This window comes from Mucilaginibacter gossypii (genome assembly GCF_900100945.1).
Classification (GTDB): domain Bacteria; phylum Bacteroidota; class Bacteroidia; order Sphingobacteriales; family Sphingobacteriaceae; genus Mucilaginibacter; species Mucilaginibacter gossypii.
In genome coordinates, this window is the sequence record NZ_FNCG01000016.1 from 137,430 (window position 1) to 162,567 (window position 25,138).

The 25,138-nt window shown below is 43.4% G+C and carries 20 protein-coding genes, 2 tRNA genes and 1 pseudogene; 8 read left to right on the top strand and 15 right to left on the bottom strand.

The genetic code is table 11. The features are described from left to right. Positions 1–57: 57 nt before the first annotated feature. From BLS28_RS24010 to BLS28_RS24030, 5 genes and pseudogenes are all read left to right on the top strand, one after another. Positions 58–813 (top strand): annotated as a pseudogene (locus tag BLS28_RS24010) (SDR family oxidoreductase); the annotation flags it as partial. 73 nt (positions 814–886) lie between these two features. Next, positions 887–1,774 carry a glutamate--tRNA ligase family protein gene (locus BLS28_RS24015; RefSeq protein WP_176844550.1) on the top strand — a complete coding sequence of 296 codons (888 nt, stop codon included), beginning with the start codon at positions 887–889 and terminating at the stop codon, positions 1,772–1,774. Positions 1,775–1,973: 199 nt separating this feature from the next. Then, the gene (locus BLS28_RS24020; protein ID WP_091173534.1) at positions 1,974–2,822 is read left to right on the top strand and encodes a phosphatidylinositol-specific phospholipase C/glycerophosphodiester phosphodiesterase family protein; all 849 of its coding nucleotides are present in this window, start codon (positions 1,974–1,976) and stop codon (positions 2,820–2,822) included. Between the two features lie 22 nt (positions 2,823–2,844). Next, on the top strand, positions 2,845–4,008 hold the full coding sequence (locus BLS28_RS24025) for a glycosyltransferase family 4 protein (RefSeq protein ID WP_091173537.1): 1,164 nt from the start codon (positions 2,845–2,847) through the stop codon (positions 4,006–4,008). A gap of 132 nt (positions 4,009–4,140) precedes the next feature. Further along, positions 4,141–5,028 carry a PfkB family carbohydrate kinase gene (locus BLS28_RS24030; RefSeq protein WP_091173540.1) on the top strand — a complete coding sequence of 296 codons (888 nt, stop codon included), beginning with the start codon at positions 4,141–4,143 and terminating at the stop codon, positions 5,026–5,028. Between the two features lie 249 nt (positions 5,029–5,277). Here the strand turns inward: BLS28_RS24030 and BLS28_RS24035 are convergent, their stop codons facing one another. From BLS28_RS24035 to BLS28_RS24070, 8 genes are all read right to left on the bottom strand, one after another. Further along, positions 5,278–6,039 carry a tetratricopeptide repeat protein gene (locus BLS28_RS24035; RefSeq protein WP_256337524.1) on the bottom strand — a complete coding sequence of 254 codons (762 nt, stop codon included), beginning with the start codon at positions 6,037–6,039 and terminating at the stop codon, positions 5,278–5,280. Position 6,040: 1 nt separating this feature from the next. Continuing rightward, on the bottom strand, positions 6,041–7,858 hold the full coding sequence (locus BLS28_RS24040) for a BatD family protein (RefSeq protein ID WP_091173544.1): 1,818 nt from the start codon (positions 7,856–7,858) through the stop codon (positions 6,041–6,043). A gap of 23 nt (positions 7,859–7,881) precedes the next feature. Continuing rightward, positions 7,882–8,637: a tetratricopeptide repeat protein gene (locus BLS28_RS24045; protein ID WP_091173548.1), complete on the bottom strand. Its 756-nt coding sequence runs from the start codon at positions 8,635–8,637 to the stop codon at positions 7,882–7,884. Continuing rightward, complete coding sequence (locus BLS28_RS24050; RefSeq protein ID WP_091173551.1) at positions 8,634–9,674, bottom strand: vWA domain-containing protein; 1,041 nt, start codon at positions 9,672–9,674, stop codon at positions 8,634–8,636. The genes BLS28_RS24045 and BLS28_RS24050 overlap by 4 nt, the downstream gene beginning before the upstream one ends. 4 nt (positions 9,675–9,678) lie before the next feature. Continuing rightward, the gene (locus BLS28_RS24055) at positions 9,679–10,683 is read right to left on the bottom strand and encodes a vWA domain-containing protein (RefSeq protein WP_218134506.1); all 1,005 of its coding nucleotides are present in this window, start codon (positions 10,681–10,683) and stop codon (positions 9,679–9,681) included. After that, positions 10,680–11,648: a BatD family protein gene (locus BLS28_RS24060; protein WP_091173553.1), complete on the bottom strand. Its 969-nt coding sequence runs from the start codon at positions 11,646–11,648 to the stop codon at positions 10,680–10,682. Before BLS28_RS24060 ends, BLS28_RS24055 begins: the two co-directional genes overlap by 4 nt. 5 nt (positions 11,649–11,653) lie before the next feature. Continuing rightward, entirely contained in the window at positions 11,654–12,535 is an 882-nt protein-coding gene (locus tag BLS28_RS24065) for a DUF58 domain-containing protein (protein ID WP_091173557.1), read from the bottom strand. A gap of 101 nt (positions 12,536–12,636) precedes the next feature. Continuing rightward, entirely contained in the window at positions 12,637–13,692 is a 1,056-nt protein-coding gene (locus tag BLS28_RS24070) for an AAA family ATPase (protein WP_091173559.1), read from the bottom strand. Positions 13,693–13,985: 293 nt separating this feature from the next. On the opposite strand from BLS28_RS24070, the gene BLS28_RS24075 reads away from it, so the two are divergent. Then, on the top strand, positions 13,986–15,017 hold the full coding sequence (locus BLS28_RS24075; protein WP_091173563.1) for a hypothetical protein: 1,032 nt from the start codon (positions 13,986–13,988) through the stop codon (positions 15,015–15,017). Between the two features lie 659 nt (positions 15,018–15,676). On the opposite strand, the gene BLS28_RS24080 is transcribed toward BLS28_RS24075, so the two are convergent. From BLS28_RS24080 to ileS, 3 genes are read right to left on the bottom strand one after another with little or no spacing between them, the layout of a single operon-like run. Further along, positions 15,677–16,282 (bottom strand): lipoprotein signal peptidase, encoded by a 606-nt coding sequence (locus BLS28_RS24080; protein WP_090533800.1) that lies wholly within the window; start codon positions 16,280–16,282, stop codon positions 15,677–15,679. Further along, positions 16,283–16,666 carry a TraR/DksA family transcriptional regulator gene (locus BLS28_RS24085; protein ID WP_090533802.1) on the bottom strand — a complete coding sequence of 128 codons (384 nt, stop codon included), beginning with the start codon at positions 16,664–16,666 and terminating at the stop codon, positions 16,283–16,285. Then, positions 16,666–20,049: an isoleucine--tRNA ligase gene (gene ileS / locus BLS28_RS24090; RefSeq protein WP_091173569.1), complete on the bottom strand. Its 3,384-nt coding sequence runs from the start codon at positions 20,047–20,049 to the stop codon at positions 16,666–16,668. Before ileS ends, BLS28_RS24085 begins: the two co-directional genes overlap by 1 nt. Before the next feature lie 72 nt (positions 20,050–20,121). Between ileS and BLS28_RS24095 the strand changes: the two genes are divergently transcribed. Then, on the top strand, positions 20,122–20,316 hold the full coding sequence (locus tag BLS28_RS24095) for a hypothetical protein (RefSeq protein WP_091173572.1): 195 nt from the start codon (positions 20,122–20,124) through the stop codon (positions 20,314–20,316). A gap of 607 nt (positions 20,317–20,923) precedes the next feature. On the opposite strand, the gene BLS28_RS24105 is transcribed toward BLS28_RS24095, so the two are convergent. Further along, a complete protein-coding gene (locus BLS28_RS24105; protein WP_091173577.1) occupies positions 20,924–22,225 on the bottom strand; it encodes a leucine-rich repeat-containing protein kinase family protein in 1,302 nt (433 codons plus the stop codon). 201 nt (positions 22,226–22,426) lie between these two features. Between BLS28_RS24105 and BLS28_RS24110 the strand changes: the two genes are divergently transcribed. Continuing rightward, a complete protein-coding gene (locus BLS28_RS24110; protein ID WP_256337525.1) occupies positions 22,427–23,200 on the top strand; it encodes a M17 family peptidase N-terminal domain-containing protein in 774 nt (257 codons plus the stop codon). 92 nt (positions 23,201–23,292) lie between these two features. Here BLS28_RS24110 and BLS28_RS24115 read toward each other — a convergent pair. From BLS28_RS24115 to BLS28_RS24125, 3 genes are all read right to left on the bottom strand, one after another. Next, positions 23,293–23,367 (bottom strand) — tRNA-Val (locus BLS28_RS24115). A gap of 141 nt (positions 23,368–23,508) precedes the next feature. Next, positions 23,509–23,583, bottom strand: a tRNA-Val gene (locus BLS28_RS24120). Positions 23,584–23,685: 102 nt separating this feature from the next. Then, complete coding sequence (locus tag BLS28_RS24125; protein ID WP_090535036.1) at positions 23,686–24,003, bottom strand: hypothetical protein; 318 nt, start codon at positions 24,001–24,003, stop codon at positions 23,686–23,688. Positions 24,004–25,138 lie beyond the last annotated feature (1,135 nt).

A 25,138-nucleotide genomic window follows, 5' to 3' on the forward strand; every position in this document is an offset into this window, starting at 1 on the left:
TTACCAAATGGTAAGTGAAATCGGTTTTTTGCGGGGGAACTTTGTGGTGTCCAAAAAAGAATAAACATCATGAACAATCAAATTGAAAGTAAATCGTCATTAAATGGCAAAAGGGTAATTATATTGGGAGGTAGTACTGGTATAGGCTTCGCAACAGCAAAAGCTGCGGCTGCCGAAGGTGCTAAAGTTGTAATAGTTTCAGGTAATCAAAGTAAGATCAATAATGCTTTAAGTCAATTGCCTGAAGATGCTGAAGGCTACGCCGTGGATCTGTCGCACGAAGAAAATATTAAATCATTTTTTGAACAGGCCGGGAAGTTCGACCACCTGGTTTATACTGCTGCGGAAAACATTAATCTTTATAATATCGATCAAACAGATATCGAGGCTGCGCGTAAGTTTTTTAATCTGCGTTACTGGGGAGCTTATGCTGCTGTTAAATATGGCATCCCGTTCATTAATGAGGGCGGCTCGGTAAACCTAACTGGTGGCACGGCGGGAACAAGACCGGCAGCCGGCTGGTCGATGGCCAGCAGTATTTGCGGTGCTATTGAAGGTTTGGTAAGGGCGCTTGCTGTTGAGCTTGCTCCAATACGCGTAAACGCAGTGGTGCCCGGTGTAATTGATACTAACCTTTGGGACAGCCTGCCTGCCGAAAATAAAGAGGGCCTTTATAATTGGGCAAAAGATACATTACTGCTCGGCCGTGTTGGTCATGCCGATGACGTTGCCCTTGCATTTGTTTATCTTATGAAGCAAAGTTTTGGCACCGGGTTGAATTTAGTTGTTGATGGTGGTACATTGCTGGTTTAATCCCTGATATAACACTATTGGTTGATGCCGGCCGCTTTTGTATCTTGTGGCGTTCATCAAGCATAAAAAGCAATTGACAAGCATACCAACACATTTTAATAAAACCCGCATAGCACCAACGCCAAGCGGGTTTTTGCATGTGGGTAATATCTTGTCGTTTGCTGTTACTGCGGGACTGGCCCGCAAACACGGGGCAAAAATATTATTGCGGATTGATGATCTTGACCGGGCGAGGGTTAATCGCGAATATTTAACCGATATTTTTGATACGCTCCGCTTTTTAGAAATCCCCTGGGATGAAGGCCCGCAGGATGCTGATGATTTTGAATCCCGGTTCTCCCAAATTCATCGGATGCAGCTGTACAACGAAGCTCTTGATCAATTGGTTGCGGGTGATTTTGTTTTTGCCTGCACCTGTTCGCGGAAGCAGATGAGTGAAACGGGAAGCTGTACCTGCTCAGATAAGCAGATCCCTTTAAATACCCCTGAAGCGAGCTGGCGCTTACGTACAGATAACGCTGCTACATTGCAGGTGAAAAGTTATAACGATAAAATTATCCTAACTCAACTACCTGCCGAAATGGAAAATTTTGTGGTCAGGAAAAAAGACGGTTTCCCGGCTTATCAGCTTACCTCAGTTATTGACGATCTGTTTTATGGCGTTGACCTGATTGTAAGGGGCGAAGATCTATGGGCGTCAACACTGGCGCAGATTCAGGTGGCGACTGTATTGGAGAAGCAGACTTTTAATGATATCGTATTTTATCATCATCCGCTGTTGCTTGAAGCAGATGGTAAAAAGCTATCCAAATCGGCCGGTTCAACGTCGATTAGATATCTAAGTCAGGAAGGCAAAAGTGCGGAAGATGTATTTATGCTTATCTCAGATCTTTGTTCACTTCCCGAAAAAGCAAATAACTGGCAGGAGCTTGCGGCATCAATTCTTCGCAAGCTTTCATAGGTTTATCAACACTTCTTTATAAAATATCTGTTTAATGTGACTCCAGCTTAATCGAACGATGTCAATTTGTATGTTTTAATGTGATGAAAATGTTAAGTCATTTACAATAAATTAAAGCAGTTCGTGCTTTTACTTTACCATGACATAACTGCCTGTACATATCTGAAGGATAAATTTGTGGCAACAAATACAAATTACGATGCAAGCAGCATTTTGCCACAAGCACCTGAAATTTCTGTTTTTTGTTATCCTTACCTTCAGAGCCATTACCTGCCAGGCTCAAAATAACCCGCTCTCTAAAGGTTTCGCACATAATGACTACTGGCACAACCGACCGCTGTACGATGCTTTGGATAACGGTTTTCAAAACATAGAAGCTGACATTTACCTGCGTGATGACGAATTGCTGGTTGCACATATGTTGCCCGCTTTTCAAAAAAAACGCACCCTGGAGCAGCTTTATTTAAAGCCATTGTTTAACTGTTACGAGGGTAAAAACAGGGAGGTGGTATACCCACTTTCTCCGGTTACGCTGATGATCGATATAAAATCAGACGCTGAAAAGACTTATGCAAAGCTGTCGGAAGTTTTAAAACGCTATGCGCCTATGCTGTCGAGTTATAATGATGGCGAAATAATAGAGGGAAAAGTAACAATTGTCATCACCGGCAATAAACCTTATAAAATGCTTCAGGCGCAAAAGCAGCGCTACGCTTTTATTGATGAAGACCTGATGCAGGTGCATACCGATACGCTTTCAAATACCGTTTATAAAACTGCCAGTTGCAAATATTCACGCCTGATTAGCTGGACAGGTAAAGGCCCGATGCCCGAAGATCAGAGACAATTGCTTCGCGATTATGTAGCCGCAGCACATCACTATAAAAAGAGGGTACGCTTGTGGGCATCCCCCGAAAATAAAGAAGTATGGAAAGCTTTGCTTGAATGTGAGGTAGACCTGATCAACACCGATAAATTAGCCGAATTAAGAGAGTTCCTGATGACGGGGCCGGAGCCTGTAAGATACGCGAAGGTGAACACCAGGTAATACCCACTAATCACTCAATAAGATGAAAAAGATTAGAGTAGCATTTTTCGCCGAGATACTTATTGAAGATTTTGACGGTGCAATACGCACCATGTATCAGCTCATTAAACGTATAGACCGGAATATTTTTGAATTTCTGTTTGTTTATGGTGCCGGTCCCGACAGTATAGCCGGATTTGAATCATTAAAAGTTCCGGCTTTAACATTACCAATTAACACCGGTTACACCATGGCAATACCTGGCTTGGTGATGAGCGAGCTAAAAGAAGAGATAGATAACTTTTCGCCAGATGTTGTACACATTGCTACGCCATCGCTTTTAGGTAGTTTCGCGTTAAAATATGCTACTCAGCAGGGGCTGCCTGTTATCAGTATCTATCACACACATTTTATTTCATATATCGATTACTACCTGAAACATACCCCATTCCTGATTAATAAGGTTAAACAGATGATGTCGGAAAGCCACAAAGCTTTTTATAATCAATGCGATCAGGTGTATGTTCCTTCAGTTACTATGAAGGACGAACTGATTGATATGGGGGTTGATACCTATCGCATGAAACTATGGCAGAGAGGAATAGACACCAGCCTGTTTTCGCCTCGGCATAAAAAGAGTCTGCGCCCGTTGATGGGAAATGATAATCCCGCCATTTTGTTTGCCAGTCGCTTGGTTTGGGAAAAAAACCTGGAAACACTGTTTGAGATCTATACCACCATGCAGGACCGCCACCCCGAAGTTAACTTCATAATTGCCGGTGACGGTGTTGCGCGTAAGGCCTGTGAATTAAAGATGCCCAACGCGGTGTTTACCGGTAAGGTAGATCATAAAACGCTTTCGGTGTTATATGCATCGTCAACCCTGTTCCTGTTCCCATCGGTATCTGAGGCTTATGGTAATGTGGTGATTGAGGCTATGGCATCCGGGTTACCGTGCGTTATCGCCGATGGCGGCGGTTCAAAAGATTTTATTGAGCAAGGCATTAACGGTTTTAAATGCGAACCCTATAATGCCGCCTGTTATGTTGAAAGGATTGAACTACTGCTTAAAAGTAATAGCCTGAGAGAACAATTTATTGAAGAGGGACTTCAATACAGCAGCCGGTTAAGCTGGGAGCACCTGGCATCAGTATATTTTGATGATCTGGCCGAAATGGCGGGTGCGGATGTGTTGAGCATCGTATAAATTCTAAGTAACTCATAAAGTGATTTCCCTGTCACAAAACAGATAACTTGTTGTACACAAAATCCTATTTCTTACATTTGCCGTTTGTTTTTATAATAGGAGCTGAGTATCAAATCATAATAGGGAATTTTCATGTACGATATTTGTTGTGTAGGGCATATTACGTTAGATAAAGTGGTGACACCGCAAGCGGTGAAGCATATGGCTGGCGGTACTTCTTTTTACTTTTCAAACGCCATCCGTAATATGGACGTGAACTATACACTGGTTACTTCGCTTGCTTTGAGCGAAATGCCGGTTGTTGAAAAACTCCGTAACAAGGGTATCGAAGTACATGCTACTACAGGTGGCGAAACAGTTTACTTTGAAAATATTTACTCTGTTAACCAGGATCACCGTACCCAGCGTGTGCTGCAAAAAGCTGATCCTTTCACTATCGAACAACTTGACGAAATTCAGTCTAACGTTTATCATTTAGGTCCTTTACTGGCCGATGATATTTCTGTAGAATTTATAAAAGCTCTCGCTCAGCGCGGCAAGCTTTCTCTTGATGCGCAGGGGTACCTGCGTAAAGTGGAAGATAAAAACGTAGTGGCTATCGACTGGCCCGAAAAACGCGAAGCCCTGCAACACATCCACATTCTGAAAGTGAATGAGCACGAAATGGAAGTACTTACCGGTATCACTGATATCCATGAAGGTGCCAAAGTGTTAAACGAATGGGGCGTTAAAGAAGTGGTTGTAACCCTGGGCAGCATGGGGTCGGTTATTTACAACGACGGTGTTTATTACCAGATCCCGGCATATAAACCGGTTGAAGTAGTTGATGCTACAGGTTGCGGCGATACCTACATGGCAGGATATTTATATCAGCGTGCCAAAGGCAAAGGTTTCCAGGAAGCAGGTGAGTTTGCCGCCGCCATGGCCAGTTTTAAAATAGAATCATCAGGCCCTTTTACCGGAACGGAAGAGGATGTATTGGAGTTGTTAGCGAAACACAGCTTAAAACCTAAAGCTTAAGGCAAAAAGCATTTTTATTTTTTTGTCATTTCGATAGAGCGGTGGAGGGTAAGAGCTATAGGGCGAAAGAGAAATCTTATACGCTCTGTACTAACGCTTTCATGGTCGCTAAGTAGGGCGTATAAGATTTCTCCTCACAGCCTTCCGCACAAGCCGCCCTTTGTTCGTCGAAATGACATCGTGGTGAATTAAACTCTATCAGGACTGCAACCTTTCGCCTTTTACCTTTATCCTTTCACCTCCTCAAAACTATATCTCCTTAGCGTCCGAGGCATTGATCCAGCCCTCGTTGCCGCTGGCCAGCCTGATCTTCATCCAGTCGTTATTGTTTTCCAGTATCTCAACCTTGGTGCCATCATGGATCAGGAACAGGTTTTTGGCATTGGGTGTGGGAGCACTTTTTACGTTTACTGATGTGCTGAAAATGATTGCGCCATGGTGTGCGTCAAAATATTGATCCTGGCGACTTGCAACAAACATGCTTGCAAATCCGAAAATCAATATCACTAAAGCCAAATAAAACGACCATTTTTTTATGCTTACCGAATTAGTGAACCTATACACTATCAGCAATGCACATCCTGCAACAAAGAACAGGATTGTCATCACTGCCAAAGTTGTTAACGAAAAGCGGAGAATAAACGAGTGCCACCATTTGGTTATGAAAAACTCGGTACCGGCTTCTACCTTATCTGTTGTTTTTTGATTGGCAAACTGGATATTGAAATTGATATCCTCATCGCCCGGCGAAAGCTTGTGCGCTTTTTCATAATACAACAAGGCAGATGGCACATCCTCATTTTTAAAGTAGGCGTTGCCCAAATTATAATAAACCACTGCCGACTGGTGCCCCTCATCTACAATTTTTTGGTATGTGGCTATGGCTTCTTTGTACTGGCCTTTGGCATATTGGTCGTTCCCTTTTTTTAACAGGATGTTAGCTTCATCGTTAGCTAATGCATATATCGGCATAACGATGATGAGCAGTAAGTATACAATGCGCTTCATCATGTTATATTTTATTTTCAATGTTATTGATCATGTTCTGGGCCTTATCAAACACCTGTTGCTCGGTAATGCCTGATACAGGGGCATAGCGGGCCATTTCGCAAAGATCGAGTGTGTCCAACATCTCGTTAATGAGGCTTTCATCAAGCGAGCGTGCTTTTAGCTCTGATGCTATCTTTTCACGGTTCAGATCTGCGTAAGGAATATTAAGCTTGTCACTCAAATAACCATACAGACCACGGAACAGGTTTTCATAAAAGGCCTTTTTATCGTTTAGTTGCTGTTTGGCACTGGCCAGGTGTTTAGCTGCCACTTTACCTGCTTTACGACTTTTTAAACCAACCACATCTGCGTTGTTTTTATCGCGCCATTTACCGTAAACCAAAGCGCCAACAAAACCTACCGGACCCAGGATCAGCAGGAAATAATACAATCCCGATCCATAAAAATCGCTGCCTACTTCATTTAGCTCGCTGCCGGTTTTTATGTAACGGATATCATTGCTCAGCACCTTAACATCCTGTTTGCCCGCGTTTGAAAAGGCGGTAACGTTACTGCCATCACCGGAGCCTTTAGCTACTTTGATATGGAATGCCTGGGTAGTTAAAGTAACATATCTGCCGGTAGCTGGGTTAAAGTATGCGAATTTAACCGGATCGATGGTAAAGTCACCCTGGTGCCTTGGGATCAGCAGATAGGTGTATTTTCTGCTGCCCGAAGCCCCGCTGGCATTTATGGTAATAGTATCGGTGATCTTGGGCTCATACTTCTCAAAGTCAGCCGGGAAAGTTGGGCTTATCGGTTTTAATAATTTCAGGTTTCCAGCACCGCTTACCTTTATGGTGTAATTAATGGCATCATTAGCCTTTACATCTTTTTTATCGAGCGAAGCTTCAATATTAAATTTACCCACAGCGCCGGTAAACTCGGCAGGTTTGCCTGCCAGCGGCAATGATTTTACGTGGATAACAACAGGAGTGCTTTTAACCTTGTACTTCACATCCTCGTATCCGCCAAAAAATGCATCGAATGGGTCGCCTGATGATGAAGCTGCTTGCTGCCTTACTATGAAGTTCATGACCGAAGGCTCAATGGTGATATCGCCCTCATGCTCTGGGAACAGTACGGTTTGCTTAATGTCGGTTACGTTGTACCGTACGCCATTTAAAATTTCGGTGCGCCATTGGGCGTTAGGATTATTGTTTTTGATCTCCTGGCTGTAAAATCCGTTCAGATCAGGGATTTTTTCCGGTTCGCCGTTGGCGATGTTAACCCGGGTATAAAGGCGCAGGTTCATCATGATCTGTTGACCCATGTAGGCCGTTGTTTTATCTACCTCAGCACGTAAAAACAATGATTTGGAGATATCGCTTACACGTCCTTTTTGAATGTTGCGGCTATCGGGGCCGTTACTTTGTTGTTGCTGAGCCTGCTGGTTAGCCTGCCCGCCCTGGCCTTTTACTACCTTAATTTTTATCGGGAATGTACTGTAAGACCGTCCACCCGATATAATTGTAGCCGGGCCAATAGTAAATTCGCCTTCGCGGGTAGGCACCAGGTCATATCCGTAAGCAATGCTTGATGAAGTAACCCCATTGATCATGGACATACTGTTGGATACATTGGGTCCGCCCACTACCTGGAAGCCGCCAAAAGCCGGTGGCGCGAAACGATCGCCATTGGCATTGATGGAAAAGGTTACTTCAAGTACTTCGCCTGTGCCTATGGTGGTTTTATTTACCGATGCCGTGAACTTTACCTGCGCAAAAATCAGGCTTGAGCAACACAGCAGCAACGTTAATATGGAAAGTTTAATTTTCATTAGTATCTACAAAACAACAGGATTTACCAATCTTTTGAAATAGGCACCTTAGCACCTTTTAATTTTTTATTCTTAAGCTTATCCTGGGTTTGCTTTTCATCATTGTTAAGGGCATCAAGCATACGCTGGGCGTCATCTTTTGACAACTGGTTAGGCTGTTGTCCCTGCTGATCTTTCTGATCCTGGTTTTGTTTATCCTGATCTTTCTTGTCCTGGTCCTGCTTATTTTTATCCTGGTCTTTTTTGTCTTTATCCTTGTCCTTATTGTCTTTGTTATCTTTATTCTCATCCTTGTTTTTGTCCTTGTCCTTATTATTCTTGTTGCCCCCGCCGCCTTTATTCTTATCCTGCTGGTTTTTCAGCATTTTTTGAGCATAGGCAAGGTTATACCGGGTTTCCTCATCTTTAGGGTTATTAATGAGGGCCTTTTTATAAGCGTCGATACTTTCCTGGTATTTCTTTTCGGTCAAAAATGAATTGCCGATGTTGTGATAGGCACCTGCTTTTACATTTTTATCAATGGATGCCGTTGCCAGTTTATTGAACTGCGCCGCTGCATCATCATATTTCTTTTGCTTAAACATGGCGTCGCCAAGGTTAAAATTACCCTCCAGGGTTTTTTCCTTTTTGCTCATGGCCTGGCGGTAAGCCGCTTCAGCTTCTTTAAACTTTTTTTGCTGATAAAGCTCGTTACCCTGCTTCAGGTATTTTTTTTCCTGCTGGGCAAAAAGAAATGAAGCCTGCAGCACTAATAAAATGGCTATGATATATTGCTTCATGTGTTTTTTACTTCAAATAATTTGATCTTGCTTAGGCGCATGTTTTTACGGATGGAAATAAAGAACTCGGCCAATAACAATACAAAGGCAATGGCCAGGAAAAACTGGAACCTGTCTTCAAAGTCCTTAAACTGTTTGGTATCCGTCATTTTGCGCTGCACCTTAGCTATTTGGTCCATTACAATGTTGAGGCCACTGTTGGCATTGTTGGCACGTACATAAACACCGTTTCCTGCTTCGGCAATTTCCTTGCCCATTTGCTCATTAAGCTTGCTTACTACGGGGTGGCCGGTGCTGTCATTATGGAAACCAGTTTGTTTGCCGTTTTGATAAATGGGGATTGGTGCACCTTCTTCCGAACCTACTCCAACCACATTTACCGTAACATTTCTTGCTAAAGCGGCTTTGGCTGCCGATACGGCATCGTCCTCATGGTTCTCACCGTCGGTAATAATAATAATGGACTTGCCGGTTCCGTTCTTAAAATCAAACGACTGCATGCCTAAATTAATTGCAGCGCCAATAGCTGTGCCCTGTGTTGGTACCATTTCGGTATTAATGGTATTGAGGAACAGTTTAGCTGCCGCATAATCCGTAGTTACCGGAAGCTGTACATAAGCCTGGCCTGCAAATACAACGATGCCGATACGGTCGTCATGCAGTTTATCAATCAATTGGGATAACGCACGTTTGGCGTTTTCCAAACGGTTAGGAGCAAGGTCTTGCGCCAGCATACTGTTAGATACGTCAAGTAGTATCATCAAATCGGCGCCTTTGCGCTTTACCTCTTCGGTTTTGGAACCCAGTTGCGGATCGGCTATGCCGATAACAACAAGCGCATAGGCTAAAATAAAAAAGATGAACTTGATCCAGGGGCGGGAAAAGGATACCTGCGGCATCAGCTGCATCACCACCTCCTTGTTTCCCAACGAGGCAATTGCTTTACGTTTCCACCAGTTTACCCTCAAAAAAATAAAGAGCAGCAGCGGAATAGCAAGCAATCCCCATAAAAATTCTGTATTTGCAAAACGTAGCATGCTGTTATGTTATAGCTCCCTTAAGCAGGGTGTGTCTTGTTAAAAATTCCAACGATAAAAGCGCCAGCGCGATAATTGCGAACGGCAAAAAGCGCTCAGTTTTTTTGCGGTACTGGGTAACGTCAATCTTGGCTTTTTCCAGTTTGTCAATCTGTTCGTAAATATCCTTCAATGCGCTGTTGTTGGTAGCCCTGAAGTATTTGCCGCCGGTAATGGTAGCAATTTTGTTCAGTGTACCTTCGTCAATATCAACCTTCATGCGCTGGTATTGTACACCCATTGGGGTTTGAACAGGATAGGGGGCATAGCCGTTGGTACCTATACCAACTGTATAAACCCTTACACCAAACTGTTTGGCAATTTCGGCAGCGGTAACCGGAGGGATAGAGCCCGAGTTGTTTGAACCATCGGTAAGCAGGATCACTACTTTACTTTTGGCTTCGCTATCTTTTAAACGGTTTACAGCCGTAGCCAAGCCCATCCCGATGGCGGTACCATCTTCAATCATCCCGTTTTTGATATCGGCATAAAGGTTTACCAGTACCGAGTGATCGATGGTGAGCGGACATTGCGTGAAACTCTCACCACTAAAAACTACCAGGCCTATCCTGTCGTTAGGGCGGTTCTGGATAAAATCAATAGCGATGTTTTTGCCGGCCTCAAGCCTGTTGGGCTTAAAATCTTCGGCGAGCATACTGCCCGAGATATCTGATGCAATAACGATATCGATGCCCTCAGTAGTAGTATCCTGCCAGCTTAATGACGACTGAGGCCTTGCCAGTGCTATGATAAGCGCAGCCATTGCAAATGAGCGTAATATGATGCCCAAATGCCTGAAACGCGGCAGCATGCTTTTGGTGATCATGGCAAAACCCCTGATGGTAGGCATGGCCAGGTTACCCTGCAGTTGCTTTTGTTTCCAGATGTACCAGCCCACCATAAGCGGAATGCTGATGAACAGCCAGAAAAAGCCCGGATGAGCAAATTCTATTCCTTTAAACCAAATCATTTTGCCTCATCTCCCTTCACATTTACATCGGTTGGCCTGGCACGGGGTTGCGTATCTTTAATAAAAGTAACGGCGTTTTCCATGCTCTTTTCATTTTCATTGGCCGCGGGTTTCTCTTTGGCAAACTTTACCATATCGGCAAGTATGAGTAATTGCCTTAACAGGTTTCTGTCTTCGCTGGCTATGTCCATGTGCCTTAAGCTGGCAAAGATCTCTTCGGATGTTTGCTCCAGGGCTTGGATGTTGTACCGTTTTTCAAGGTACTCGCGCACCACGTCGCTCAGTTCAATATAATATTGTTTAACCTGGTCATGCTGCCAAAGCTGCTTGTTTTTGATTTCTTCGAGTTTTTGAAGGGCCTGGATATGCAACGGGATATCGGGCTTAACTTCTTCAACGATCACTTCTTTTTTAGGCCGTTTTAACAGATAATAAACCACGGCGCCAATAACGATCAAGCCAAGCAATATACCTGTAACCAGCTTCCAGTTATCACGCAGCCAGTCCCAAAAAGTGTATTTAACAGCCAGCGGCTGTTTAATGTCATAGAAAGCTTTAGTTGTATCAACGGCAACTGTTCTGACATCAAGATTCAATGTGTCCGTGTTTAAATCGCCTACCGGCGATTTAAACACGGATGACGGGATGATATAAGTACCGCTGTCGAATGCGGTAATGGTATAATGCCTGTTGATGGTTTCGATGGATTGATCGCCCTTGTCAAAAGCAGTATCTGCCTTAAAGTTTACAATCCGGATCTTGCCGATGCTGTCGGCCAGTTTAGGAAATCCTATACTGTCCTTAGCGTGAAAACGAATACTTAAGTTGAGCTGTGTTTGTTCGCCTATCAGGATCGATTTTTTATCCAGTGTAGCTTTAGCCCCAAAGTTTTGCGCCCTGCCTGTTTGGTAAAAGCCTGCAAGCAATACCAACATAGCCAGGGTGTATTTCATGTACCTGTTCATATATTTTACCGCCGGCCTTCCCGCTTTTTAAATAATGTCATTAATGGTTTAACGTATGATTCATGTGTGCCAATGGTAGTATAATCAACCCCCGAGCGACGAAAAGCATCCTGCAGGGCGGCGTTGCGTTTCACTGCATCCCATTTAAAAGCGTCGCGAACAGCTTTGTCGCCGGTGTTTACCCACATGATATGGCCGCTTTCTTCGTCCTTAACCGGGATCAGTCCCAGGTTCGGGAACTCTTCCTCGTGTTTGTCGTAGAGTTTTAAAGCGATGATATCGTGCTTTTTATTAGCGATCTTAAGCTCGTTTTCAAATTCGGGCGTAATAAAGTCAGAGATCACAAAGGCCGTGCATTTCTTTTTGATAACGCTTGTGAAGTATTTCAACGCTTCGGCCACGTTAGTGCCTTTGTTTTCGGGCTGAAAAGCAATCAGCTCGCGGATGATCATCAGGATATGGCTGCGGCCTTTTTTGGGCGGAATAAACTTCTCGATCTTATCGCTGAAAAAGATTACGCCCACCTTGTCATTATTCTGTATGGCCGAAAATGCCAGTACCGCGCAAAGCTCGGTTGCCAGATCCTGCTTTTGCTGATTTTGCGTGCCGAAGTTTTCAGAACCACTCACATCCATCAGCACCATAACGGTAAGCTCGCGCTCCTCATCAAACACTTTTACATACGGATGGTTAAAACGGGCGGTAACGTTCCAGTCGATGGTACGGATTTCGTCGCCGATCTGGTATTCGCGCACCTCGCTAAAGGCCATACCACGCCCCTTGAAAGCCGAGTGATACTCGCCCGAAAATAAGTGGTTACTTAAGCCACGGGTTTTGATCTCTATCTTCCTTACCTTTTTTAGCAGATCCTTGGTGTCTTTAGCCATATACCCTCCTAAATCCCCCCGAGGGGAGGACTTTAAAAGCCTTTTAATTAACAATTTTATCTTTTTATCTCCCTCTCCTTTGGAGAGGGCAGGGGTAAGGTTTACGGTACCTCAACCACGTTTAGGATGCCGGTAATGATATCCTCACTGGTGATGTTTTCGGCCTCGGCCTCATAGCTTAAGCCAACACGATGCCTTAATACATCATGACAAACTGCACGTACATCTTCAGGGATCACATAACCGCGGCGTTTAATAAAGGCGTATGCTTTTGCTGCCAGTGCCAAACTGATGCTTGCCCTTGGCGATGCACCAAAGGTGATCAGCGTTTTGTATTTGGCAAGCTTAAACTGATCGGGGAAACGGGTTGCAAAAACAATGTCGATGATGTATTGCTCTATCTTTTCGTCCATATAAACCTCGCGCACAATTTTGCGGGCTTTGATGATCTCATCTGGCTTGATGATAGCGTTTGGCTTATTCATGCCTGACGGCGAGATATTGGCGCGCATGATCTTTTTCTCATCCTCTTTGTTAGGATATTTGATCACCACTTTTAACATAAAACGGTCAACCTGAGCTTCGGGCAGGGGATAGGTTCCTTCCTGCTCAATAGGGTTTTGGGTTGCCAGTACCAGGAACGGATCGGGCAGTTTATAGGTGGTATCGCCAATAGTTACCTGGCGTTCCTGCATGGCCTCAAGCAGCGCGCTTTGCACTTTGGCAGGCGCACGGTTAATCTCATCGGCCAAAACAAAGTTGGAGAAGATAGGGCCTTTACGCACAATGAACTCTTCTTTCTTTTGGTTGTAAATCATGGTACCCAATACGTCGGCAGGGAGCAAATCCGGGGTAAACTGGATCCGGCTAAAATCGGCATGAATGGCTCTTGACAGGGTATTGATGGCCAGCGTTTTAGCCAGTCCCGGTACACCTTCCAATAAAATGTGCCCATTAGCCAGTAAACCGATCAGCAAACGCTCAACCATATAACGCTGACCAACGATCACTTTATCCATCTCCATAAGCAGCAGGTCGATAAACGCGCTTTCCCTTTGTATCATTTCATTCAGTGCCCTGATATCGGTTGAATACGATGTTGGAGCTGCCGGAGCTGCTGATGAAACATTTCCTGTGTAACTATTTTGTTCTTCCATTAATTTTTTTGTTTCGGTAGGCAAACTTAAACACCCGCTCAATTTTTCGCCAACTAAAATCCATGCTTAAATGTTAAAAAGTGTTAAATCGTTATATATCGCGGCGGATATATCTGTTTAACACTCACAATGTTTGGTGATAATTGTTAAATCCGGCTATGTTAAGTCCCAATATACACTATTTAGCCGCTTGCGGTAATATATAACGTGTTAAAACGGGTTTTATTGAATTGGCATAGGTTAAAGTTTTCCGGACTTTATTATCTATTTTTAATCAACATTATCCGGGCGATATGAAAAAGAGAAGATTGTTTTTTATGCTGGTGATAACCGTCGTTTCGGCAATGGCTGCGAGGGCGCAAAATATGTATAAAAACATCCCTCTGCCAAAAGCCATCAACGGTGTAAACGAAGAATTTTCGGGTATGACTATTTATGGCGGTCGCCTTTACCTCGAACCGCAATATGGCGATCATAAAGAAACAAAATTGGATGGTACATTTAACCTGTATAGCATCCTTGCAGATAGCATCAACAGGGTTATAGATGGACAGGACACAGCATTATCAGCCTTTAAAACCATCAGCGTAAAAAATTTGAACTTGCTCCCCGATTCTGTAAAAGCAAACTATGAAGGCTTTGAAGCTATCAGCATCGCTAATAATACGGTTTTCCTTTCTATCGAAACGGACGATAAATACCCATACTGTTTTGTGCTGAAGGGCAAATTAGATACCTTTAAAGGAGAAGTGATAATTGACCCGGAGCATTTTATTTCCCTGCGAAGATATCCACCCATCAGCAATGCCGGGTTTGAAAGTGTTACCTATCTCCCTAAAGAAAACAAGTTGCTGGCTTATTATGAGTTTAATGCAATGTCTAAAGGTGGCTGCGGCTACTTGATAGATACTTCGTTTAGTAAGATGCCTCAGCAAATTACAACACCATTCCTGTATTTCAGGATTACGGACATAGCAGCAGCCGGTGACGGGAAGATCTACGGTGTAAATTATTTCTGGAACGGTGATTACGATGCTTATCTAAATAACGATTGGGTGAAAAAGTCAGAGGCTAATATTAGCAAAGCAGTCCCGGAGATTGGCAGTAAATTAAGAACCGATCCTAACTACCTCCATAACAACCCTTACGCTGCAATAGTAATGTTGAATACCCGTAAAAGTAAGCAGTGGAAATATATACGTTCATTTGATGGTGTTAAAAATAACTGGGAAGGTATAGCCCTGTTTAAGAAGGGGGCATTGATTGTTACCGATGCCAACAGTAGTAGTAAGCAGGTTTGCAGGTTGGTTTACGTGGATTTTTGAGGAAACTAAAAAGAGGATGTCATGCTGAGTGATTTAAATCCGGTGGCCTCTGAAGGTAAAATGACATCTGCGTCAAGTCATTGCTGTAAGGAATGAAGCAATCCCCGACAGGCTGGTAACGGGCTTCATTAGTATTTGACTTACATCGTCGCGCTCCTGGCCGCGCGGGGCCAGTTACTTTTGTCGCCACAAAAGTAACCAAAAAGGCTTACAGCAGAGAGGCTTCTTTGCGCACAAACTGGCCCCATAGCCATCGGCACGGCCTTCACCCTGCAAAACGAACAGAACCACGGCTGTAATTATTTTGCCCCGATTCGCACACATATACCCACCACTTCTGCAAAAACTTGCTATGCCCTGCAGCCGCACCGCCCAGCATCGTTCTGCTCGTTTTCACCCGAAGCTGATCTGCTGCGAAAAACCATATTTTTTATCTTGTCATGGGTAGGTTCTCGAAGCATGGTGGGCAGGCCTCTGCGCGCGACCCTTCGACAAGCCCAGGGTGACAGGCCGGCACGTAAAGAAAAAGGATGTTATGCTTAGGTTCTCGAAGCATAGTGGACGGGCCTTCGTAACCCTTCGACTAACCCTGGGCGACAGGCGATGAGCCGAAAAAAGCCGCTCATCGCGGCTTTTGATATATTAAGTATTTAATAATTCTATTCTTCAACCATTTCGCTGTTGGGGCTGGCTACTTCTGGTTTTTCGTGTTTAAAATAGCGTTTCTGGTATAAGAGGATCATAATTACGCCTACACAGATAGAGGCATCGGCCAGGTTAAAAACCGGCCTGAAAAACTCGAATGACTCGCCTGCCCAAAATGGGAACCAAGACGGATAGGTGCCACGCAATAGCGGGAAGTAAAACATATCAACCACGCGGCCATGAAATAAGGGCGCATATTTATACATTATACCATAAAAGGTTGAATCGATAATATTGCCCATGGCGCCGGCTAAAATGAGCGCTACGTTCATGATGAGCCCGCGGTGGTATTTGTGTTTAATTAAATAAATAAGGGTGTAAATTATACCGCAAACCGCAACTATGCGAAACAACGTTAACGCCAGTTTGCCCGCATCGCCGCCCCATTCCATACCAAATGCCATACCGTTATTTTCGGTGTAGTGCAGCATTCCCCTGCTTCCCAGGAAGCGAATTTCGTCCTGGAGCTGCATGTGTGCACGTACCCAGGTCTTGATGATCTGGTCGGCAAGGATGATGAAGGCAGCAGTTAAAAAAGGTTTGGTATAAGCAGCCTTCATTTATTGCTTTAATTTAGCTTCCATAGAGAGGGTTGTGTGCGGAACAGCACGTAAACGCTCTTTCGGGATCAGCTTGCCTGTTTCGCGGCAAACACCATAAGTTTTATTTTCAATACGTACAAGGGCAGCTTCAAGCTGCTCAATAAACTTTTTTTGACGGGCGGCCAATTGGTTTATCTGCTCTTTTTCAAGCGTGGCCGAACCATCTTCTAATGTTTTGTAAGTACCGGCAGTATCATCGGTGCCGTTGGCATTAGGCGAACTCAATGAGGTAGCCAATGAGTTTAATTCCTCGCGGGCTATGCGCATTTTATCCAGGATAATCCCTTTAAATTCCTGCAGGTCAGCTTCAGAATATCTGGTTTTTTCTTGTTCTTGTTTCATTATACTTTACTAATAGCAATCAATATTTCTTGTTCGTCAATTGTAACAGGCTCGCCCCCGGTAAGGTTATCCACAAACGTAATGCTGTCGGCCAAAATTTCGGCGCAAATGTAGGATAGATTGTTTTCCACGGCCTCTCTGATCGCCGGGGTGCTGCTTACCTGCACGTTTATCCTGTCAGTTACTTCAAATCCTTTGGTCTTACGTATATTCTGCACACGGTTGATAAACTCGCGCGAGATACCTTCCTGTTTTAATTCATTGGTTATGGTAACATCTAAAGCCACGGTTAGTTTTCCCAGATTTGCTACCTGCCATCCGGGTACATCTTCGGCTATAATCTCTACATCGGTAGCCAATACTTCGTATTTGCCATCAAGAACCGGGATGTTGCCATTGGCTTCTAAAGCGGCTATATCATCCTGGGAGAAATTTGTGATGGCTTCGGCTACAACTTTCATATCCTTACCAACTTTTTGGCCTAAGGCCTTGAAGTTTGGCTTTATTTTCTTTTTAATGAAACCTGCGGTATCGGTAATATACTCGATATCCTTAATGTTGGTTTCAGACAAAATCAGGTCTTTAACCTCCTCAACGTGTAATTTAAAGCTTTTATCCAGTATTGGCAATAAAATTTTGCTCAATGGCTGGCGCACGTTGATATTCACCTTTTTACGTAACGAAAGCGCTAACGACGAAACATCCTGTGCAAGTTGCATACGCTCTTCCAGTTCGGCATCAACCAGTGCGCTGTTGTACTCGGGGAAGTAAGCAAGGTGTACCGATTCAAACTCTTCCTTGCGGGTAACAGCGTTCAGGTCACAATATAACCTATCGGCAAAGAATGGTGCAATTGGAGACATCAGTTTGCTGATAGAAATTAAACAGGTATATAAAGTTTGATAAGCCGAAAGTTTATCTTCTGTGTTATCAGATTTCCAGAAACGGCGGCGGCTTAAACGGATAAACCAGTTACTGAAATGCACGTCAACAAATTCCTGGATAGCACGGGCCGCCTTGGTTGGCTCAAAATCGGCATAATAACCGTCAACTTCTTTGCTTAAAGTGTTTAACAGGGATATGATCCAACGGTCTATCTCCGGGCGTTTGCGGTTCTCTATCTCTGGTTCACTGTATGTGAACTTATCAATATTGGCATATAATGTAAAGAACGAGTAGGTATTGTACAGCGTGCCAAAAAACTTACGCCTAACTTCATCTATCCCCTCTTCATTAAATTTAAGGTTATCCCAAGGCGATGCATTGCTGATCATATACCAGCGGGCGGCATCAGCGCCATATTTTTCGATGGTTTCGAACGGATCAGCGGCATTGCCTAATCGTTTAGACATTTTGTTGCCGTTTTTATCCAGCACCAAACCATTGGATACCACGTTTTTAAAGGCGATGCCTTTATTACCTACCTGCTCATTGATGGCTTTCACCTCATCACTTGCTTCGCTTAGCATTACCGCTATGGCATGCAAGGTGAAGAACCAGCCGCGGGTTTGGTCAACGCCCTCGGCAATGAAATCTGCCGGGTAAGCATTCTTAAATTCCTCCTGGCCTTCAAATGGGAAATGCCATTGTGCGTAAGGCATAGCGCCCGAATCAAACCAAACGTCAATCAGGTCGGGCTCGCGCAGCATTTTATTGCCGGTTGATGATACTAAAACAACATCATCAACATAAGGGCGGTGCATGTCTTCCAGCACAAAACCTTCGGGCATGAAACCTGCTTTGATCGATTTCGCGATCTCTGCATTTAACTCGGCAATTGAACCAATGCAGATCTCTTCTGTACCGTTTTCTTCGCGCCAGATAGGCAGCGGGGTGCCCCAGTAGCGTGAACGCGATAGGTTCCAGTCCACTAAATTTTCCAGCCAGTTACCAAAACGGCCTGTACCGGTTGATTCCGGTTTCCAGTTGATGGTTTTGTTCAGCTCCACCATTTTATCCTTCACCGCTGTGGTGCGGATAAACCAGCTATCGAGCGGATAATATAGTATCGGCTCGTCGCTGCGCCATGAGTGCGGGTAGCTGTGTTCGTATTTCTTAACGTCGAACGCGCGGTTCTCGGTTTTTAATTTGATAGAGATGAGTACGTCGGTCGGTTTAAAACCTTCTTCGGCACGCTCGGCGTCGGTATAATATTCTTCCTTAACGTAACGGCCGGCGTAATCGGTAACTTCATCAACAAAACGGCCTTGTTTGTTCACCAACGGAACATCTTTGCCGGTTTCGTCTTTCACCATTACTGATGGAACATTGTTTTCCTTACATGCCCTGAAGTCATCCGCACCAAAAACAGATGCGGTATGTACTATACCAGTACCATCTTCGGTAGTAACAAAGTCGGCAGGAATAACGCGGAACGCATTTTTCTCCAGATCCTCGTTGGTTACATAAGGCATCAACTGCTCGTAGTGGATGCCCACCAGTTGACTGCCTTTTACTTCTGCCTCAATTTTCCATGGGATGATCTTATTACCACCTTTGTAATCAGCGAACGAAGCGTTCTCGCCTTCAGCTTTAAAGTATTTCTTAATCAGGTCTTTAGCCAAAACTACACAAACCGGCAGGTAAGTGTAAGGGTTAAAGGTACTGATCTTAACGTAGGTAATGGCTTCGCCAACTGCGAGGGCGCAGTTTGATGGTAAAGTCCATGGGGTGGTTGTCCAGGCCAGAATAAATACCTCGGTATCTATGCCGTTAAACAAAAACTCCGAATCATTATCGCGTTTAACTTTAAACTGGGCGGTGATGGTGGTATCCTTCACCATTTTGTAGGTGCCCGGCTGGTTAAGCTCGTGTGAGCTAAGGCCGGTACCTGATTTTGGAGAGTATGGCTGTACGGTGTAACCTTTATACAGCAGATCTTTATTGTGCAGCTGTTTAAGAATCCACCAAAGGCTTTCAATGTATTCGTTTTTGTAAGTGATGTACGGATCGTTTAGGTCGACCCAGTAACCCATTTTCTCGGTCAGGTCGTTCCAAACGTCGGTATAGCGCATTACCTCCTTACGGCAGGCATCGTTATAATCTTTTACGCTTATTTTTTTGCCGATATCATCTTTAGTGATGCCCAGGGCCTTTTCAACGGCAAGCTCAATAGGCAAACCGTGGGTATCCCAGCCGCCTTTACGTTTTACCTGGTAGCCTTTAAGGGTTTTGTAGCGGCAAAAAATATCTTTAATTGAGCGCGACATTACGTGGTGAATCCCGGGCATACCATTAGCGCTCGGTGGCCCTTCATAAAAAGTATAAGGGCTACCCGCCGGACGGCTGGTAATGCTTTTTTCGAAAATGTTTTTCTGTTTCCAGAAGTCCAGTATCTCTTTGCCGGTTTGCGATAAGTTTAACTGCTTATATTCCTTGTACATCTATAATTTCACCTCGTTTTTAAGAGGTTGCAAAAATACAGAATTTAAAAATGATTTTTTTAATTTACGCCGATGAAAAATAAAGCAAAACGCTCTGTTTATCTTTTATTAATCGGGATAATCCTGTTTTCGGCAGGGATGGCCATTCCCAGCGGCCCCAACGAAAAATGGGATGATTATGCGCGCGGTGCGGGAGCTGGTTTATTTATTGCCGGCTTTATCGGCCTGGTGACCTGGCTTATTGACGTGGTGAAGGAAAATAAGTAAGCCTTAGGTACTGAGTTGTTGGTCGTAAGTCTTAAGTTCAAAGTTGGATAGGCAGTGCAGCATTGCTCAACCGGAACCGCCGCGGTATTTTAATCATAAATCGCTGATCTCACGGTTGGTTGGCTCTTGCCGATGTTGGTATTGTTACCAACGTCTTTACGCTATGCTTGTGGCGTAGTTCTCCATTAAAAAGACAAATGGACAAAGATGTTTTTGACAACACCAACATCGGTGCTAAATACTTTCGACTCAGGACTTTTTTATATACTAAAATTTTAGTTGATGCGTTATGGATAAGGGTAAAAAATAAAAGCCTCCTTGCACTCGCTGCTTGGAGGCTTTAAACCTAAACCTTATCACAAATCAAGGTGGTAACCTTGTATTGAAATAGTTACAAATCTACTATAAGAATTATTAAAATCAAAAAAAAACCGACGAATAGATTAAATGAATCGACGGATTATCAAAAACTATCGTTTTTTGTTTAAATTTTTCTAAAAAATTAAAAATATTGCGGGCAGGTAACTCGTTTTCCCAAAATAAAACAGGTTGTCAGGGAAATGAAATTCGCTGTAGCGTTTCGGATGAATACAGCAGGTTTGACCGGCTATTTTAATCCGGAAAATTTTGCGTTTAAATATTGAAATGTGGGTCTGTTTGTTAATTGTTCGCTAAGGCAGCTTTCTTTCAAAACTAATAACTTTTTAAGATCAGGATGTTCTGTATCATTGCATAGCCTTGCCAGGTCGTCTAATAAATAGCCAAAAGCCCTTACTTCAAGCCGTTCAAGTTTGTTGGCTATTGTTGTATTGGCTTTATCATAAAAGCAGGCTGCCCCGAAATCGCTGAACAGTGTGTTGGCTTCATCATCAATCAAAATATTGTGTGCATACAGGTCGCTGTGCATAATCCCCTTGTAGTGCAGATGCTCCGCTACGGATGCAATGGTGCCTGCAATTTTTAGTACCTGTTCGGGTGTCAGAGTCTGGTCAGGCTTAAAAACATCACGCGTGCAGCTAACAAGGCTGGGAGGCTGGCCGAGATTGTAAAAACTCCCTGGTATGAGTTTCATCACCAGGCCTTTTTTATTTCCAGGATGATTGGCGATTTGGCCTATTAATTCTACCAATCCGTCATGGTTGCCTGCGGTAATACAGGCGTTCATCTCATCTTCGGGCAGGCCATCGCTGGTAATTGCTCCTTTGAATATTTTAACCGCAACTTCAGTGGTTTCACCGGCATGCCTCCAGGTAGCTTTGGAGATAACACCGGATGCGCCTTCGCCGAGCAATTGGTTAATTTCCAATTCGCTGCTATCAATTGCTGTAAGTGAATGTACAGTTGGTTTATAGCTGAAAGGATTACCCGAAAAAGCCAGCCATGATAGTTTGGGCATAGATAAGAGCCATCCGGGAAATTCACTTAGTTGATTGGCGGAAATCCGGAGTAACTCCAGGTTACGGCAGCCAGCAAGTGTAGCCGGCAGTTTTGTTAGTCTGTTACCTGCAAGCATTAGTTTCTGCATCCTGCTGCAATTGCCTGTTTCGGCAGGTAATTCGGTAACCTTGTTGTTGGTGAGGATGAGCCAGCGAAGATTAGGATTAAGCGATGCCGGCGGTACGGTTTTTATCTGGTTTGATTTAAAGCCAACAATATCCAACAACGGACAATCGGACAATACTTCCGGCAAAATAGTGAATTGGTTTTCTGAGCAGAAAAAGATCTTCAGTTTTTTGAGCCGGCCAAAATCTGACGGTAATGCGTTCAGTTTATTGAATGAAAGATCAAGATATTCCAGTGTATCTGCCAGTTCAAAAATTTCAACAGGAAAGTGGGAAAGATTTTCTGATAGTTTAAGCGATACTGCTCCTTTTAATTCTCCGTTTTTTAACTGTTTTAACGTTTGCATAGGCTAAAGCAAAAGAACAAAAAATGCTTAACATTTTGGTTGTGCCTCATATGTGATATGGTGGAATCGCGTTTAGATTTATTTAGCTTTTAAGATGATTTTTTATTTCTTAATCTACGTCATCTTTTTGTTTTTCAATTTCCTCCATTTTTGATGTATTAGTAAGAGAGATAAATAATATCAATTTAAACATCGCCATCCATGGAACACAATATTACAATAATCAAGAAAGTAGCTATAAAATCGCATACAGGCTCGTTAAAGCTGATGTTTGCAATGGCAATCATCAGCTTAGTAAGTTTTACAAAAGGTTGGGCACAAACACAAGCGTCAACTTTACCCGCTCCCGGTACATCGGTAACAATTGGCCAAATAGACGGTATAACAATATCAACTGCCGTTCAATCACCCTCCAATCAGCAAACACCACTTCAGGTAATTTGTGTTTTTGAATACACAGAAGGCGATATTTTTAATTCGCCGCCCGCATTGCCACGTAATCTTAACGGCCTTGTACATGTAGATGAGGCCTTAAAAGGGATACTCACCGAATTGCGTAAAAGCGGCCGGTTTGAAGGCAGGGCCCTGGAAACAATGCTCATTACACCGTCGGTTGGCAGCTTGCCTGCCGGAAAGTTGCTGATCATAGGGCTTGGCGACCGAAAGTCCTTTAATCCCGAACTAATGATCAGCGTTGGCCGTGTGGAAATGCGCGAAGCTTTAAGGTTGGGGGTAAGCAGTTACTCGCATGCCAGTGATTTAAAGGATGCTGGTATTGATTCGCCTACAGGCGTTGTTGCTGTAAACGTTATTAAAGGCGCTATAAGCGCCTATGAAACGGAGGCTTTTTTGAAAAATCATTCGCTTAGTTCCGCTAAGCCTGTTACTCAAATAACGCTGCTTGCAGGGCCGACGTTCTTTCAAACCACTGCTGATGCGGTTAAAGCTTTTGTGGGTAGTTTCAAGGGGGATTAACTCAAAGCGTATTGCGATAATAATGAGTTTGAAAGACTTTAAAGGCTGATTTTAAATAAAAAAGCCCTGCGATTTGCAGGGCTTTTTTATTGTGGGAACTACTGGGTTCGAACCAGTGACCCTCTGCTTGTAAGGCAGATGCTCTGAACCAGCTGAGCTAAGCTCCCTTTGTTTTTAATTTTACCATCGTTTTGGTAAAACCGAGCGGCGAAGTTAAATCACTTTGCCATATAATGCAAATACTTTTGTGAAGTATTTAGCGAAGATTGCAAGTATAAAAAAGCCCAACATTGCTGTCAGGCTTTTAGTGGGAGCTACTGGGTTCGAACCAGTGACCCTCTGCTTGTAAGGCAGATGCTCTGAACCAGCTGAGCTAAGCTCCCTTGCTTTTGGGACTGCAAATATAGGGCTTGATGTTTATTCTTCAAAAAATATTTTGCATTTTTTGTAATGTGTTGATTTTTAATGAGATGTGTTTTAATAATTTACTTCACATCCCTGTACTGGGCACGCGGGCGGGGGTCTTCCGGAAGAATTTCCATTTCCGGAAATTCGATGTAGTGGGCATACCATTGTATGGCGCCTACCAAATCCAGCGCGTCTTCGGCAGCTACGCTAACCGTTTCAAAAGCGTAAAGCTTCTGGTCGGCGTAGCCGTAAAGCTGAATTTCGTTGTCATCCGGACTAAATTGTTCTTCATCAAGGCAGTAAACTTTTACCTTGAGGCGTGTATCCCTGGAGTGGATCACATCCCTGCAGGGGTTTTGAGGATCGGTTGCCAGTAAATATACATTATAGTCCATAATCGGTTTAACAAAGTTTATATGGGATGGTTTCCTGATTAAGCATTTATGTTAAAAATTGTTTGACTTTTTAATCGTTTCCCCTGGGTGTGGAAATAGCACCCTCGTTTGGGGAAAAAATCTACAGTTTAATATTTAAGTAATATTAAAAACCTGTTTTTAAGGCATATAGATGCATGTTTATTAATTGGCATTTCGTTTGAATAAATGTTATTACCCTTCTCAAAGGGTTGTTTTTCATAGGTAGATGTAGGGTCGAAATACTGCGAGAGTATTTCGACCTTTTTTATTATCAAATGTTTAATGCCGGTTTCCTCTCCAAAGCAGGTTTATATAACTGGATATGTCATCTAGGCATGTGATGACTGGCAAGGTAGTTTAGCCGGTCAAGTTTTAACTTTTGGGAAAATTATACCACTATTCCCGGAAAGTATCTACACACTTTATATTCATTAGGCCTTTGAAAATGCGTTTAGAATACTGGAAAGGCGTTTTGGTATTTGGCACCCGGTTTGAATTAAAGTTAATACCCTTACTAAAAAGGGTTGTTTTTCATAGGTAGATGTAGGGCCGGATCAACTGCGAGAGTTGTCCGGCCTTTTTTATTACGGCGTTATGTTGCCTGATGATTAAAATGTAGCCTGCCGAAATTAACCAATGGGAAATTAATTCCCGGTTTTGGGTGTCATTTCTACACATTGAGAAGTGTTTGTGTTTTAAAAAGCTGCCAATTAGGCATTTAAAGCCATTTTTAAACATTGGCATCAGGTTTGAATATAGTTTAATACCCTTCTCAAAGGGTTGTTTTTCATAGGTAGATGTAGGGCCGGAATAACTGCGAGAGTTGTCCGGCCTTTTTTATTTAGCGGAAATTTCAATCTCTCTCTCTGATCTGATTGCTTTTTAATTAAGAATGGTTAATGATAGTAGCTTATAATTCCCGATTTTGGGATTGCTTTCCACACGGGGATATCTGTTAGCTTCAAAAGCTTATTTATAGAAGTTTAAAAGCGGTTTTAGGATTTGGCACCAGGTTTGGATAAGTATTAATACCCTTTTCAAAGGGTTGTTTTCATAGGTAGATGTAGGGCCGAAAAACTGCGAGAGCGTTTCGGCCTTTTTTATTATTCCGAAT

Coding starts and splice junctions, on each gene's coding strand:
- BLS28_RS24020 (WP_091173534.1), top strand. CDS start 1,974: ATGCAAGCAGCATTTTGCCACAAGCACCTGAAATTTCTGTTTTTTGTT.
- BLS28_RS24025 (WP_091173537.1), top strand. CDS start 2,845: ATGAAAAAGATTAGAGTAGCATTTTTCGCCGAGATACTTATTGAAGAT.
- BLS28_RS24030 (WP_091173540.1), top strand. CDS start 4,141: ATGTACGATATTTGTTGTGTAGGGCATATTACGTTAGATAAAGTGGTG.
- BLS28_RS24035 (WP_256337524.1), bottom strand. CDS start 6,039: ATGATGAAGCGCATTGTATACTTACTGCTCATCATCGTTATGCCGATA.
- BLS28_RS24040 (WP_091173544.1), bottom strand. CDS start 7,858: ATGAAAATTAAACTTTCCATATTAACGTTGCTGCTGTGTTGCTCAAGC.
- BLS28_RS24045 (WP_091173548.1), bottom strand. CDS start 8,637: ATGAAGCAATATATCATAGCCATTTTATTAGTGCTGCAGGCTTCATTT.
- BLS28_RS24050 (WP_091173551.1), bottom strand. CDS start 9,674: ATGCTACGTTTTGCAAATACAGAATTTTTATGGGGATTGCTTGCTATT.
- BLS28_RS24055 (WP_218134506.1), bottom strand. CDS start 10,683: ATGATTTGGTTTAAAGGAATAGAATTTGCTCATCCGGGCTTTTTCTGG.
- BLS28_RS24060 (WP_091173553.1), bottom strand. CDS start 11,648: ATGAACAGGTACATGAAATACACCCTGGCTATGTTGGTATTGCTTGCA.
- BLS28_RS24065 (WP_091173557.1), bottom strand. CDS start 12,535: ATGGCTAAAGACACCAAGGATCTGCTAAAAAAGGTAAGGAAGATAGAG.
- BLS28_RS24070 (WP_091173559.1), bottom strand. CDS start 13,692: ATGGAAGAACAAAATAGTTACACAGGAAATGTTTCATCAGCAGCTCCG.
- BLS28_RS24075 (WP_091173563.1), top strand. CDS start 13,986: ATGAAAAAGAGAAGATTGTTTTTTATGCTGGTGATAACCGTCGTTTCG.
- BLS28_RS24080 (WP_090533800.1), bottom strand. CDS start 16,282: ATGAAGGCTGCTTATACCAAACCTTTTTTAACTGCTGCCTTCATCATC.
- BLS28_RS24085 (WP_090533802.1), bottom strand. CDS start 16,666: ATGAAACAAGAACAAGAAAAAACCAGATATTCTGAAGCTGACCTGCAG.
- ileS (WP_091173569.1), bottom strand. CDS start 20,049: ATGTACAAGGAATATAAGCAGTTAAACTTATCGCAAACCGGCAAAGAG.
- BLS28_RS24095 (WP_091173572.1), top strand. CDS start 20,122: ATGAAAAATAAAGCAAAACGCTCTGTTTATCTTTTATTAATCGGGATA.
- BLS28_RS24105 (WP_091173577.1), bottom strand. CDS start 22,225: ATGCAAACGTTAAAACAGTTAAAAAACGGAGAATTAAAAGGAGCAGTA.
- BLS28_RS24110 (WP_256337525.1), top strand. CDS start 22,427: ATGGAACACAATATTACAATAATCAAGAAAGTAGCTATAAAATCGCAT.
- BLS28_RS24125 (WP_090535036.1), bottom strand. CDS start 24,003: ATGGACTATAATGTATATTTACTGGCAACCGATCCTCAAAACCCCTGC.